The organism is Amphritea sp. HPY (genome assembly GCF_050870985.1).
Classification (GTDB): Bacteria; Pseudomonadota; Gammaproteobacteria; order Pseudomonadales; family Balneatricaceae; genus Amphritea.
This window is the reverse complement of the sequence record NZ_CP194015.1, coordinates 3,026,083-3,039,480: the sequence shown is the minus strand read 5'-3', so window position 1 is coordinate 3,039,480 and position 13,398 is coordinate 3,026,083. Positions and strand designations below refer to the sequence as shown.

At 54.2% G+C, this 13,398-nt stretch carries 10 protein-coding genes; 5 read left to right on the top strand and 5 right to left on the bottom strand.

Annotated features, from left to right (window positions below):
• Positions 1–6 precede the first annotated feature (6 nt).
• On the bottom strand, positions 7–780 hold the full coding sequence (locus ACQUQM_RS13485) for a glucose 1-dehydrogenase (protein WP_432470416.1): 774 nt from the start codon (positions 778–780) through the stop codon (positions 7–9).
• Between the two features lie 39 nt (positions 781–819).
• Positions 820–1,809: a flavin reductase gene (locus ACQUQM_RS13480; protein ID WP_432470415.1), complete on the bottom strand. Its 990-nt coding sequence runs from the start codon at positions 1,807–1,809 to the stop codon at positions 820–822.
• A 234-nt stretch (positions 1,810–2,043) separates the two neighbouring features.
• Between ACQUQM_RS13480 and ACQUQM_RS13475 the strand changes: the two genes are divergently transcribed.
• Complete coding sequence (locus ACQUQM_RS13475; protein ID WP_432470414.1) at positions 2,044–3,480, top strand: coniferyl aldehyde dehydrogenase; 1,437 nt, start codon at positions 2,044–2,046, stop codon at positions 3,478–3,480.
• A gap of 550 nt (positions 3,481–4,030) precedes the next feature.
• Here ACQUQM_RS13475 and ACQUQM_RS13470 read toward each other — a convergent pair.
• On the bottom strand, positions 4,031–5,125 hold the full coding sequence (locus ACQUQM_RS13470; RefSeq protein WP_432470413.1) for a Rieske 2Fe-2S domain-containing protein: 1,095 nt from the start codon (positions 5,123–5,125) through the stop codon (positions 4,031–4,033).
• A gap of 101 nt (positions 5,126–5,226) precedes the next feature.
• Entirely contained in the window at positions 5,227–6,621 is a 1,395-nt protein-coding gene (locus ACQUQM_RS13465) for a spinster family MFS transporter (protein ID WP_432470412.1), read from the bottom strand.
• 165 nt (positions 6,622–6,786) lie between these two features.
• On the opposite strand from ACQUQM_RS13465, the gene ACQUQM_RS13460 reads away from it, so the two are divergent.
• Positions 6,787–7,881 (top strand): MBL fold metallo-hydrolase, encoded by a 1,095-nt coding sequence (locus ACQUQM_RS13460; RefSeq protein ID WP_432470411.1) that lies wholly within the window; start codon positions 6,787–6,789, stop codon positions 7,879–7,881.
• 42 nt (positions 7,882–7,923) lie between these two features.
• Complete coding sequence (locus tag ACQUQM_RS13455; protein WP_432470410.1) at positions 7,924–9,627, top strand: class I adenylate-forming enzyme family protein; 1,704 nt, start codon at positions 7,924–7,926, stop codon at positions 9,625–9,627.
• Positions 9,628–9,664: 37 nt separating this feature from the next.
• Here ACQUQM_RS13455 and ACQUQM_RS13450 read toward each other — a convergent pair whose 3' ends face one another.
• Positions 9,665–9,901, bottom strand: coding sequence for a hypothetical protein (locus tag ACQUQM_RS13450; protein ID WP_432470409.1), 237 nt, complete (start codon positions 9,899–9,901; stop codon positions 9,665–9,667).
• Between ACQUQM_RS13450 and ACQUQM_RS13445 the strand changes: the two genes are divergently transcribed.
• Positions 9,895–11,643: an FAD-dependent oxidoreductase gene (locus ACQUQM_RS13445; protein WP_432470408.1), complete on the top strand. Its 1,749-nt coding sequence runs from the start codon at positions 9,895–9,897 to the stop codon at positions 11,641–11,643. The genes ACQUQM_RS13450 and ACQUQM_RS13445 overlap by 7 nt on opposite strands.
• A complete protein-coding gene (locus ACQUQM_RS13440; RefSeq protein WP_432470407.1) occupies positions 11,643–13,313 on the top strand; it encodes an FAD-binding protein in 1,671 nt (556 codons plus the stop codon). Before ACQUQM_RS13445 ends, ACQUQM_RS13440 begins: the two co-directional genes overlap by 1 nt.
• The last annotated feature ends 85 nt before the right edge of the window (positions 13,314–13,398 follow it).

The window sequence follows — 13,398 nt, the reverse complement described above, 5'->3', positions numbered from 1 at the left end:
GATAAATCAGCCTGGCCAGACAGTGCTTTCAGCACCGCCGTCAATTTCGATTATTTTTCCGGTAACCCAGCTGGAAGCGGGTGTCGCCAGATACAGGGCCGCCGCGGCAATATCGTCGGTCTTGCCGATACGTTGAAGTGGAGTATTGCTGGCCATGCCCTTGAGCATTTCGGGGGCTACTTCGCGCTCTAAAGCGAGGGTAAGAATAGGCCCGGGTGCAATAGCGTTGATGCGTATGGCTGGCGCAAAGTCCTGTGCCAGCAGTCTGGTCAGCTGAGTCAGTGCCGCTTTTGCAGTGCCATAGGCACTGAAATAAGGCTGCGAGTATCGGGCTGCGCCTGATGTGATGTTGATCACATTGCCAGCACCCGCTTCACGCATGTGTGGCACACAAAGCTGAATCAGGGCATAGGCCGACGTGGTATTGAAGTTCAGCGCTTGGGCGAACTTTTCAGCTGACATCTTGAGAGGATCGTTTGGTCCGCCACCGCCTGCATTGTTGACCAGATGGGTGATTTTGCCCATCTCTTCAACCGCTTTGGCGATCAGTTGCTGACGCTGCTTTTCATCGTTGACATCACAGCTCACGGCAAGGGCACGTCGGCCCATGCTGCGAATCTCTTCGGCAACCGCTTCGACATCGGCTAAGGTACGTGCGGAACAGACCACATCGGCGCCGGCCTCAGCGTAGGCCAGGGCGATAGCCCGTCCAATTCCTTTGCCTGCGCCGCTGATGACGGCAACCTGATTATCAAGGTTAAACTGATCCAGAATGCTCATAACCGCTCCTTGTAAATAGTCTTGTAAATGACAGGGCCTTTACTGCTTTTCGGATACAGCAGACCAGAGGTCCGGCAGGCCAGGATCAGTGCTGTTAATCGCGCGCTTGAGCAGCAGTTTAAGGGCCATTACTTCGCCTGCTCCGAGATTGTCTATCAGGCTCTCCTCGATCGCTTTGGCCTGTGCGATCTGATGCAGTGAAGCTTCGCGGCCGTCGGCGGTCATCCTGTAACGCGGCTTATCGCCGTTGCTTTCAAGGGCCAGCAGCTGGCGGCCTGTAAGCTGAGCCATCTCGTCTTCGGTGACGCTCCGGCCGGTGTAATCGATATGGGCGTTGATCTCATCAAGGGTCAGATTGTCGTTGATACAGAGCACCGACAGGGTGAAAAACTGTTTATCATTGAGTTCCTGCTTAGTCAGCAAGTCCTGCATCTTATTGAACATCTGGAAGTGAGCCCGACCCAGCAGGTAGCCCAGCAGATCTTCGCTGTAACTACATTCAATGGGTACTTCGGCGGAACTCAGGTTGACACCTTCCCACGGCTTGCGAGCCGCCAGCGCATACTGACCGCTCTGGAATACCAACGGCGGCAGTTCGCTCTGGTCAAATGCCAGTACTTCACCGATGAAAATGATATGGTCGCCACCGTCGTGGGCAAATGCGGTGCGGCACTGGAAGCGAGCTGTGCAGTCATGCAGCAGCGGGGCTTCAGTGATGCCTTCATCCAACACCAGGCCGGAGAACTTATCTTCACCCCGTGATGCAAAGCGCCCGGACAGGGGCTCTTGCTCAGCCGATAATACGTGTACGTTCCAATGCTTGGTTTCGGTGAATATAGGCAGGCTCATGGCGTTTTTGGCCAGGCTCCAGAGTACCAGTGGCGGATCCAGTGATACCGAGTTGAAACTGTTTGCGGTAACGCCGACCTGAGTGCCATCTTCAGCCTCAGCGGTAATGATCGTCACTCCGGTGGTAAAGGTCCCTAGAGCGGTGCGAAATGCCTGGGTGTCAAAGCTAGGTTGTGTCATGGTAATGCCTCTTCTGGCCGGCTAGTATGAGACTGAGTATCGCGATATGACAAAATCAGATCATCGTCTTTATGGACTAATGCATTTCCTGACCTGTATTGAGCCCTGTCGTCCGATTGGACGACGCAGTTGACCGTGATCAGAGTTAAAAAGAGACTAAGCCCCACATTTTTGAGTATGAGGTCGACTGCTCTGTGTGGGTAAATAGTCCTGTCCTAGAAAGGAAATAGCAGCATGAACAGATCTGTGAACAGCGTTGATGGTTTGTCAGCGCTGCTGGAACGGCAACAACAAGCAGTCGTTGGTGCCGGAACAGTCAGCGCCGAAGTACGGCGTGAGCGTATCCAGCAAGTCATTAATATGGTGGTGGCTGAGCATAAGTCTCTGGTGGCCGCGATGGCTGAAGACTTTGGCGGACGTGCGGAAAGTTTCTCGCTGATGAATGATGTGCTGGGGTCTCTGGGCTCACTGAAGCATGCCCGGGACCATCTGGAAGGTTGGCTGGCACCACAATCGAGAACGCCTTTTGCGCCGTATGATCAGTTGGGTGCTCAGGCTCAGGTTATGTATCAGCCGAAAGGTTCGGTGGGTATTATCGGCACCTGGAATGCGCCGCTGTTTACTTTGTTAAGCCCACTGGCTTGTGTGTTGGGGGCGGGCAATCGTGCCATTCTTAAACCGTCTGAAATTACGCCGCGTACCGCTCAGGCTATTGCTGATGCGGTCGCCAGGCATCTTGATCCGGAAGTTGTCGGTGTCGTCACCGGTGGCGCGGAGGTCGGTGCGGTTTTCTCGGCGCAGCCTTTTGATCACCTGATGTTTACCGGCAGCACCGAAGTCGGTAAAAAAATCATGCGCGCGGCTGCCGAGAACCTGGTTCCGGTTACCTTAGAGTTGGGCGGTAAGTCGCCGGCGATTCTAAGTCGCAGCGCCGACCTGGAAGAGAGTTGTAAGCGACTGACGCTGGCTAAAGGTGCCAATGGCGGGCAGCTTTGTGTCAGTCCTGACCTGCTCTATGTGCCTGCAGATCAACTTGAGTCTGTGATCGATAATCTGAAGACTCTGTTCAGTGGCTTTTATCCCAATATTACCGATAACCCGGATGTTGTACCTGTGGTCAATGAGCAGCATCTGAGCCGCATCGAAGGCTATATCGAAGATGCCCGGATTGCGGGAGCACGGATTGAATCAAGTCATGATGATAGCCAGGTGTCTGACGTTAACCGGCGTCGACCACTGCGTCTGGTGATCGATCCGCCAAAGCAGTGTCGTATCATGCAGGAAGAGATATTTGGTCCTGCGTTGGTGCTGTTGCCGTATGATGATATCGCTGATGTCATCCAAGATATCAACAGCCGCAGCAACCCGTTGGCGCTGTACTATTTTGGCCAGGACAAAGCAGAGTTGGAGCAGGTGTTGAGCCAGACGCTTTCCGGCGGTGTCAGTGTTAATGATGCGCTGATTCATGCCGCAATGCATGAAGCACCGTTCGGTGGTGTCGGTGCCTCCGGTATGGGGCATTACCATGGCTATGAAGGCTTCCTTGAATTCAGCCATATGCGTACGGTATTTACCGCGCCGGAATATGATCCACGTGGTGAGTGGGGAATGTTACCACCTTACCATGACGGCTTTCAGGCGATGATGGAGGCGCAGGTTACCGCAGACTGAGGTTGATCAGCCGACTGTCTGATCAATTCAGGATCTGAGAATAAGCTAGCCATCTTGCGATGGTTAGCTTTTTTTTTGCTGTTTTTAGCGGCACTGAGATTTGATTTCGATTGTTTGCTTTGCTCTGCCTGAGTTTGCACGGAGTGTTAAAAAAGGAGTCTGTAGGACCGGCCTGGGGCTGGGGGCAGTGTTGGCGCTGAACTCTTTTAAGCGCTTAGCGCTACGAGCTTCGTGCTGCCCGTGTTTAACTCTAGAGTTAGAAAGGAAATTAAAACAAGGAGTTACAGCAGTGGAAAGAAGCATTAGGAAAAAACCGGCCCAGGGGGCCGGTAAAAATTTAGCGAACAAGAAGTGGTCAGGAAAAGGGTGAACAATTACCTTCCCAGGGGTGAGCTGTCATTAAAACTGCTCGGTATTGCCAGGGTGTTGCTTGGGTGTTGCTTGGGTGTTGCTCAGGCGCCAGCGGGTAAGCATGGCGCCAGGTAACCGCAGACCCGTTTATTGAGCGAGGTCTGCGTAGCTTGATCCTTGTTGTACTTAGTTCACGGGATCAATTTGCAGAGTATGGCTCTGCACCGCGTGGTACATAGACGCCTTCGCACTTATCCAGGAACTCAGCTTTGCGTGCACGCGGATTGTAGAACTGCTTATACCAGATGCGGGCTTTCATGAACGGGCCGTCGCTAGGAATAAACATACCGTTGAGGCAGGCCGCTTTGTTGGTCCAGACTTCAAAGTCCTGCGCGAAAGCCAGCTTACTTGCATGCTGGAACTGGCGTGCAGCAATTTCATCTTCTACTGTGGCAACTTCGTTGCCGTTCGGAGACTTGACCAGCAGTGCGTGCCACACTTTCAGAGTGCCGTCGTCAACCGGCGTATGGTTGATCATCAGGATCGCTTCATAGAATCCTGTTAGATGCGAAATCAGGACGCCAGGGCCATGGTACTTGGTGATCGTATGCAGAATCGGGCTGACACCATCGTCGCCGACCAGAGTACGGTGCGGGCCGCACTGACGCTGTATCGCGTGATGACCGGTAAATTCGTTTTCATAGCGCTGCACAGTTGAGCCGTGAATCGGGCTCAGGTGGCCGTAATCGCAGATATTATCGATAACTTCCTGTGGATGCTGCTCCAGCATACCCAGTTTATCGAACTCCCAGTTTACCCAGGCTTTGTCGTTCCATTCTGGCAATGATGGGTGATCCCACTCAGGGTCACCACCTTCAGGATCATGCCAGACCCAGATAGCGCCAAGGCTTTCAACAACAGTCCAGGACTTAACGCAGGCTGTTTTCGGGATCGCACCATCATGGTAAGGAATATCGTCACACTCACCATCCGGGCCAAAGCGCCATGCATGATAAGGGCAGCGAATGCCGTCACCTTCAATGTTGGTGCCGCCACCGTCAATGATTACATAGGATGTATCATTTTCGGCTGCCAGATGGGTTTTCATATGCGGGCAGTATGCGTCAAGCAGCACAATCTTACCGGTAGCGCGGCCGCGGTATAAGGCAAAATCTTTACCAAAGAAACGCACCGCCAGAGGCTTGTGATTGTTGACTTCGTCTGCTGTGGCGATCATGAACCAGCCGCGAGGGTAGGTATACTCACCCAGGCGATATTCCTCAGAAGTTGCCATTTTTATTCTCCTTATTTTTAATGTCTGTACTCATTTTCATCGCTCTTGGCGCGGCTGGCATACTCTGTATGGACCATATGAGTAACGGCTATTGATCTATATCAAGAAACGGTTTGTGTATCTGTCTGTTTATTCTGGATGTTTTCAGTCATCCCGGATGCTGTAGCTGCGCTACCAGATAAATCTTCCATGCGACTCTGGTAGGGTTTCAGTGCGCGGGTATAGAAGTACGCAGAAAAAACTAACAGCGACAGCGTTGCCACCAGGGCGTATTTCAGACTGTCGTCGCCCATCGATGAGCTGAAAACGTCGCTTAACGAACCGGCAGTTAAAGGGCCCAGGCCGGCACCGAACAGCGTGACGAACAGGTTCAGTGTCGCAGCGCCAGTGGCGCGCTGCCGGCTGGTCATCAGATGGCTGACGGCGGCATAAGAGAGGGTCGGCCACCAACTGTTGAAAAAGCTGAAGCCGGCGGCAAACATGATCGCTTGCGGTACTTTTAACTCGCCAATCATCCAGTAAGCATCGGCGGGCCAGAGCAGAAAGCCGATGCCCATCGGCAGGCTGATGATTATGCCAATTAAAGGTAGTCTGATCTGCCAGCGACAATCCTTGCGGGTCAGCCGGTCACAATAAACGGCGCTCAGGATGGAGCCTGCGGCGGCAAAAATACCGCTGGCGATACCGAAAGTAAGGCCCGCCTGTGCCAGAGATATATCAAAGTTCCGGACCATGAAAGTCGGCGCCCAGATGCCGTAGCCATATCCGGCAAGGCCGGCAACGGCGCAGGCCAGACAAACAAAAAGGAAGGCTCTTACCTGAAGGATAGATTTTAGCGACTTGATGAAGGGTTCTTGTTTTGCAGCAGCATCGCTGGCTTTAGTTGCGGCGCTGTCAAATACGCCACGGCCCGGATCTTTGCAGAACAGAAACAGCAGTAGCGCCAGTACAATGCCGGGTGCGCCAAACCATAAGAATACTGATCGCCAGCCCCATTCCTGAGCCATCCAGCCGCCAGCGACCATCGCCGCCAGCAGGCCGATATGCGGTCCCAGCATCAGAATGCTCATCGCCAGAGAACGGCGGTGCGGTGGATACAGGTCAGAAACCATCGAGACAGAGGGGGCCATACCACCGGCTTCACCGACGGCAACGGTCATGCGTGCCATCATCAGCTGCCAGAATTGCGTGACCATGCCGCAGGCCATCGTCGCCAGGCTCCACAGGCCGCAACAGGTTGCAATCATCGTGCGGCGATTGACGCCACGGTCGGCCATGCGACCAAGGGGCAGGCTGAGGCCTGCGTAGAGAACAGCAAATGCCAGACCGCTCATCAGGCCCATCATAGTGTCGGATGCACCGAACTCCTGTTTGATCGGTTCCAGTACGATCGCAATCACGTTGCGGTCGATGAACGAGAACACATAAACCAATGCGAGCAGGATAAGTGTGATATGGGTGCGCCATGTCACACTGGGTTGGTTGGCAGACTGCATTTGTTGTTCCTACAAAAAAACTTCGATGAATAGGAGATTACTGCCTGTGGATAAAGTCACATCGTCCTTTTGGACGTATTGAGTCGGGCGCTAATGTCTTTTCATATAGGGAAGATGTGTCCCGCGTGTATGGGGATTAATATGGCGCATTAACGGAGGCTATTTATGGCACTGAGTGAATCTGCACAGAAGCCTGTTCAGGAGCAACTGCAAACGCGTAAGCAGAAAGAGCGGGCGGCATTGGACTATCCTTTTCCAGCTCCGACGGCTGACGGCCAGGTAGTTGAAGTAGCACCCGGTGTGCTGTGGGCCAGAATGCCGATGCCGATGTCGTTAGACCATATTAATGTTTACCTGCTGGATGATGGTGACGGTTGGTTTCTGATCGATACCGGGCTGAATACTGAGGCCAGTCGCGATGTCTGGCAGACTGTCGCGGAGCAAAGCTTCCGTGGTTTGCCGGTTAAGGGGTTAATATGTACTCACTTTCATTATGATCATGCGGGGCTGGCACGCTGGCTGATGGAGCATTTTGATGCGCCGTTGTATATGACCCATGGCGAGTATTATACGTTGCGGGCGCTGGCTACCAGTCGTGGTGATATGGGGTCGGAGCGGCAAAAGGATTTTTATCTGCGTAGCGGGATGTCTGAGAGTCAGATAGATAAGATGCTTAAGGCCTGTCAGCGTGATCCCTTCATGGGAGATTATCCGCCTGATTTTAATCGCCTGCGAGAAGGTCAGCAGTTAAATATCGGTGGCCGCAACTGGCAGATTCTGATCGGCGAGGGACACTCGCCGGAGCATGCCTGCCTATACTGCGAACAGGATTCGCTGTTGATCGCAGGTGACCAGCTACTGCCGGAGATCAGTTCTAATGTGCTGGTCAGCGATGTCGAACCGGAAGCTGATCCGTTGTCGCTATGGCTGGCCTCGCTGGATAAACTGAGTCAGATTGAGTCGGATACTCTGGTGATGCCTTCCCATGGTCCGGTGTTTAAAAATGTACATTGCCGGGTTGAGCAGTTACATCAACATCACCAGCGCCAGTTGGATCTGGTGATGAAAAAAGCCCGCGCTACGACCGGCTTTACAGCTTACGAAGCGCTTAAATGGATGTTTGACAGGGAGTTAGGGGCGGTAGAAACGATGCTGGCGCAGGGGGAGACGCATGCGCATCTTTCCTGGTTGCTTAAGCAAAAAGAATTAGTACGAGAAACCGGTGACGCAGGTGTCGACCGGTATTCTGCAGCGGTCTGAGCCAGTGCTCAAACAGACAATAAAAATTACAGGAGAATGGGCATGACTATTGTTGCTCAGGTAGCGCAGGCTAACGCTCAGCTAACAGCGTCGGGTGCGCCTTTTGAACTGACCGAAGTCAGCGTCAGAGGGGAGCTGTTACCCGTGTACAAACACGCGCCACAGAGCCTTGCTGAGGTGATCAGCAGTGCGCGGCGTGATGATGACGACTGCTTTATGGTGTATCAGGAGCAGCGCTGGAGTTTTGCTCAGTTTTATAGCCGTGTAGATGCATTGGCAAGCTGGTTTGCGGAGCAGGGCATCGAGCCCGGTCAGCGGGTGGCTATTGCGATGCGTAACCGGCCGGAGTGGGTGGCGGCGTTTGCCGCTGTTGCGCTGATTGGCGCAGTGCCTGCACCACTGAACAGTTTTGGCCAGGAGCATGAGTTGCGCGCTGCGCTGGAAGATCTGCAGCCTGCCATGTTGGTGTGCGATAGTGACCGGCTGAAGCGTATCAACGGTGATACCGGCGTTAACGGTTGCCAGATATTGCTGGTTGGCGAGTGTCCGGGCCAGATCCAAATGCAGATCGATGCTGCACTGACAAACTTTGAAGAGGCGCTAACTCATCCGGTTGCCGATCTGCCGCAGGTTGAAATTCAGGCTGATGATCCGGCGCTGATATTGTTTACCTCAGGTGCAACCAGTAAAGCTAAAGCGGTTGTTTCAACACAGCGGGCGGTGTGTCAGGCACTGTATAACATCGATTACATCGGCGCCCAGGCGGGGATGACATCACCGGAAGCGGTGGCGCGGATTATGGCCAGTGGACGGGCGCCTGTGATTCTGACGGCGGTGCCGCTGTTTCATGTCAGTGGTTTGCATGCGCAGTTACTGTCGGCGCTGAGAAGTGGTCGGCGGCTGGTGTTTATGCATCGCTGGGACCCGAAGACCGCGGTTGAAATGATCAAGGCTGAGCAGGTAACCCAGTTTAACGGCGCACCATCGATGGTGATGCAACTGCTGCGCGAACCGGGCTTTTCTACCCCTGAAGTGTTGGAAGGGTTTGCCGGCCTCGGTTTTGGTGGTGCGGGTCTGCCTCACTCTCTGATCGATATGGTGCTGGATCGGTTGCGCAACCAGATGGTAGGTATCGGTTTTGGCATGACCGAAACCAATGGTGTTGGTGCTGCCGCGTCCGGCGAGCTGTTCCGCTTTCAGCCACGCAGCTCCGGCGTCGTTTCGCCGCTGATGCGGGTGCGTGTCTGTGCCGCGGATGGTGAAGTACTGGCTACCGGTCAGACCGGAGAGATTCAATTGCAGGGTGCTACCCTGATGGATGGTTACCTCAATAACCCATCGGCCACCGCAGATGCCTTCAGGGATGGCTGGCTGTGTACCGGTGATCTGGGTTATCTGGATGAAGATGGCTTCATGTTCATTGTTGATCGCCTTAAAGATGTGATTAATCGTGCCGGTGAAAACATCGCCGCGGCGGAAGTTGAATCCTGCCTGATGCAGCATTCCGATGTGCTGGAGGCGGCGGTCTACGGTGTGCCTGATGAAGAGACCGGAGAGGCGATTGTCGCGGTGGTCTCTGTTTCGCCGGGTGAGGATGTTGAAGAACAGGCGCTGACTGCGCATGTTGCAGCTAACCTTGCGGCGTATAAAGTGCCCTCAAAAATCCATATTCTGCAGGAGCGTTTGCCGCGTAATCCCGCTGGTAAACTGCTTAAGGTTCAGCTGAAAAAGCAATTCTCAGTGTAAGCCTGATTCCTTTGGCTTGACCCTCTTCTGGCAGGCGTTATGCGCCTGCCAGCTTCCTGTTTTTTCTTTCCTTTTGCCCTTCGTTTGTTTTTTCTTTTTTCTTTCCCTTTGATTCCTCATATCTGTCCCGGTTGTAGTCCGCATTGACGATGATGGTCCGGGCGGCTCCAAGCATTATCAGGTAATGCCATAAAGCTGAGTGCATGTTGTATCTGTTCGACAGTACATAAGGTACCAGCGTAAAAAATAACAATATGGAGATAGCAGATGACATCTCATACGCAGGTCACTGATACCTATGATGTGATCGTAGTTGGTTCCGGGGCGGGTGCCCTATCGTCCGCCGTTTTTGCCGCTGATCAGGGCCTGTCGGTACTGGTTGTCGAGAAAAGCGACAAATATGGCGGTACTTCCGCTCTGTCTGGCGGCGGGATCTGGATTCCCAACAATGATCATTTCAAAGCTAAAGGCGGCAATGACAGCTATGAAAAGGCGATGACCTACCTTAAGGCCTCAACCGGAGGTCGGGTTGAGGAATCGCGCCTGCAAGCTTATCTCGATAATGCGCCGAAGATGATCCGACATCTTGAGAAATACAGCCGTGTACGTTACGACGTGGCTGAGAAATACCCTGATTACTATCCGCACCTTGAAGGCTCGCTGCCCGGTGGCCGGACGCTGGATCCCGAGCTTTACAATATCACCAAGCTGGGTGATGAGTATGACAATCAACGCGCTGCATCGCCCTCAACTCTTTTGATGGGCCGCATCGCGTGGACCGCCCGTCAGGCGCACAAGGCGATTTCGAAAGAACGTGGCTGGCATTTTATGATTGTCTGGCTGATGGCACGCTACAAGTTAGATTTTTTCCGTCGCCGTAAAACCAAGCGTGATCGTCGTGCTGGTTTGGGCGGCTCACTGGTCGCATCGCTGCGTCAGTCGCTGATGGATCGCGATATTCCTTTATGGCTGAATACTGATTTCCGCGAACTGATAGTTCAGGATGGCCGGGTGGAAGGTGTTGTTGTCGAACGCAATGGTCAGAAGCAGGTGCTTACTGCGCGTCAGGGTGTAATTCTGGGCTCCGGTGGTTTTGAACAGAACCAGGCTCTGCGTGAAAAATATCTGCCGCAGCCTACCCGTGTTGAATGGAGTGCCACGCCGCCGGGTGATAATACCGGTGCTGCGCTGGAAGCCGGCCAGGCGGTTGGTGCGGCCACCGATCTGCTGGACTGGTGCTGGTGGGCGCCGACCATCAATGTGCCCCGTGAAGAGAAAGCCCGCGGCGTGTTTGCCGAGCGTGCTTTTCCCGGTGCCTATGTGGTTGATTCTCTGGGTAAGCGCTTTATCAATGAAGCAGCGCCGTACCTGGAATTTGGCGATGCGATGTACCGCAATAATGAACAGACCGGTGGTAAATCGATCCCGGCCTGGGTGGTTTTCGATAGCCATTTCCGCTTCCACTATGCGATGGGCCCGCTGATGCCGTCCCAGATCATGCCGGATAGCCGGTTGCCGAAAGACTGGATGAATAGCATGGTCTGGAAAGGTGAATCCCTGGATGAGCTGGCCGGTAAGATCGGTGTTGATGCGGCGGGTCTGCAAGCCACGGCTGAACGGGTTAATGGTTTTTCTGCCAGCGGTGTCGATGAAGATTTCCAGCGTGGTGGCAACGTGTTTGATCGTTACTACGGCGATATGAATGTTAAGCCGAACCCTTGTATGGCACCGATCGCCAAAGGGCCGTTCTATGCCATGCGGCTGGATGCCGGTGATATCGGTACCAAGGGCGGTCTGATGACCAATGAGCGTGCCCAGGTGGTACGTGATGATGGTTCGGTGATCGATGGCCTGTACGCCATCGGCAACTGCTCCGCGTCCGTCATGGGTACCAGTTATCCCGGTGCGGGCTCCACTTTAGGCCCGGCGATGACCTTTGGTTATATCGCGGTGCAGGATCTTACAGAACAGAACCTTACCGGTGCTGCCTCGGCTCAGCAAAGCAAGGCCGTCTGATGAGCAGCGCAGATAGCAAAAGTTATAATACAGTTGTCCAGCCGCCACTGACCACAGCAGACCCCGATAGCCTTAACTGGTATCTGGAGTGCGATGTGTTGGTTGTTGGCTGGGGAGCCGCGGGAGCCTGTGCGGCACTCGAAGCCCGTGAACAGGGAGCAAATGTAATTATTGCTGACCGGTTCCAGGGCGGTGGTGCCAGCGCTAAAAGCGGTGGCGTAGTCTATGCCGGTGGTGGTACCAGCCAGCAAGCAGCGGCAGGTTACAGTGATTCCCCGGACGCGATGTTCGATTACCTGCGTCATGAAACCCAGGGCGTAGTGTCGGATAAAACCCTGCGTCGATTCTGTGATCAGAGCCGTGACAACCTGAGCTGGCTAGAGTCGAAGGGCGCCCCCTATAGCCATCAGGTCCCACCGGGCGGTAAAACCTCTTACCCGCCGGACGGTTACTATCTTTACTACTCAGGCAATGAACAGGTTCCAGCCTATCAGGGTGAGCAATCACCAGCGCCGCGCGGCCACCGTACCGTCGGCAAGGGGCACGGGGGAGCAGTGCTCTATTCGCACCTGCAGGCAGCCTGTCGCCAGCCAGGAATTAATGTAATGACACAATCAGCTGTGCGTCGGCTGGTGGTGGATGAACATGACGGCCGGGTGATTGGTGCTGAAATCTGGTCCCTGCCTGAGGGCAGTAAGGCGGCACGGCAGCACGCCCGGTTAGCCCGGCGCGCTGAGAAAATGCAGAACCTGGCACCGCGTTATTGTGACAAGCTGCGCCGGAAAGTCAGCCGCCTGGAGCAAGAATTTTCCCGTCCGCAACTGATTCGGGCACAGCGTGGTGTGGTACTCAGTACCGGTGGCTTTATCTTTAACCGTGACCTGTTAAAAGAGCATGCTCCGCATTATCGCCGTAACTTCAAAATCGGCGCGACCGGCTGTGACGGCAGCGGTCTGCAGCTTGGTCAGTCGGTCGGTGCCGCAGCTGATCACCTTGGTACAGTTTCAGCCTGGCGCTTTATCAATCCGCCCGTCTGCTGGCCTAAAGGGGTTGTGGTTAATCCTGAAGGTAAACGCTTCTGCAATGAAGAGGTCTATGGCGCTACTTTAGGTCATGCGATCTGTGAAAAGCAGGATGGCAAAGCCTGGCTGGTACTTGATAAACGGTTGCGCAAGCAGTCGATTAAACAAGCGCTGTTTGGTGGTTACTGGTGGTTCCAATCCATACCGGCGCTGGCGCTGATGTTGCTGGGTGCCCGTAAGGGTAAAACCCTGGCTGAACTTGCCGCAGCCGCGAAGATGGATGCCACGACGCTGGAAACTGATGTGCAGCACTATAACGCTGCGATCCGCTCCGGAGTTGCCGATCCTCAGGGTAAATCAACCGACTATTGTCAGTCCCTCGAAGAGGGACCGTACTATGCCATGGATATTTCAGTTGGCAGCCCGATCTTTCCGCTGGGTGCATTGACCCTGGGAGGTTTAAAGGTGGCTGAAGACGATGGCCGGGTACAAGATGATTCCGCACAACCGATACCCGGCCTGTATGCCGCCGGACGTACAGCGGTAGGAATACCGTCGAATCTTTATATCAGCGGCCTGTCCCTGGCAGATTGTGTGTTTTCCGGTCGGCGTGCCGGTCAGGCTGCTGCAGCAAATAGCTCATCATAATACGCAGGCCTGGCAGGGATCGATCCTGTTGGCTGCCGTATTAAGCGTGGCATGAGATAAAAAGTCTGTTCACCGGCAGGGCCGG

What these genes read in the sequence shown, in the direction of transcription:
- ACQUQM_RS13445 (WP_432470408.1), top strand. Translation starts at nt 9,895, where the DNA reads ATGACATCTCATACGCAGGTCACTGATACCTATGATGTGATCGTAGTT.
- ACQUQM_RS13470 (WP_432470413.1), bottom strand. Translation starts at nt 5,125, where the DNA reads ATGGCAACTTCTGAGGAATATCGCCTGGGTGAGTATACCTACCCTCGC.
- ACQUQM_RS13480 (WP_432470415.1), bottom strand. Translation starts at nt 1,809, where the DNA reads ATGACACAACCTAGCTTTGACACCCAGGCATTTCGCACCGCTCTAGGG.
- ACQUQM_RS13485 (WP_432470416.1), bottom strand. Translation starts at nt 780, where the DNA reads ATGAGCATTCTGGATCAGTTTAACCTTGATAATCAGGTTGCCGTCATC.
- ACQUQM_RS13450 (WP_432470409.1), bottom strand. Translation starts at nt 9,901, where the DNA reads ATGTCATCTGCTATCTCCATATTGTTATTTTTTACGCTGGTACCTTAT.
- ACQUQM_RS13460 (WP_432470411.1), top strand. Translation starts at nt 6,787, where the DNA reads ATGGCACTGAGTGAATCTGCACAGAAGCCTGTTCAGGAGCAACTGCAA.
- ACQUQM_RS13475 (WP_432470414.1), top strand. Translation starts at nt 2,044, where the DNA reads ATGAACAGATCTGTGAACAGCGTTGATGGTTTGTCAGCGCTGCTGGAA.
- ACQUQM_RS13455 (WP_432470410.1), top strand. Translation starts at nt 7,924, where the DNA reads ATGACTATTGTTGCTCAGGTAGCGCAGGCTAACGCTCAGCTAACAGCG.
- ACQUQM_RS13465 (WP_432470412.1), bottom strand. Translation starts at nt 6,621, where the DNA reads ATGCAGTCTGCCAACCAACCCAGTGTGACATGGCGCACCCATATCACA.
- ACQUQM_RS13440 (WP_432470407.1), top strand. Translation starts at nt 11,643, where the DNA reads ATGAGCAGCGCAGATAGCAAAAGTTATAATACAGTTGTCCAGCCGCCA.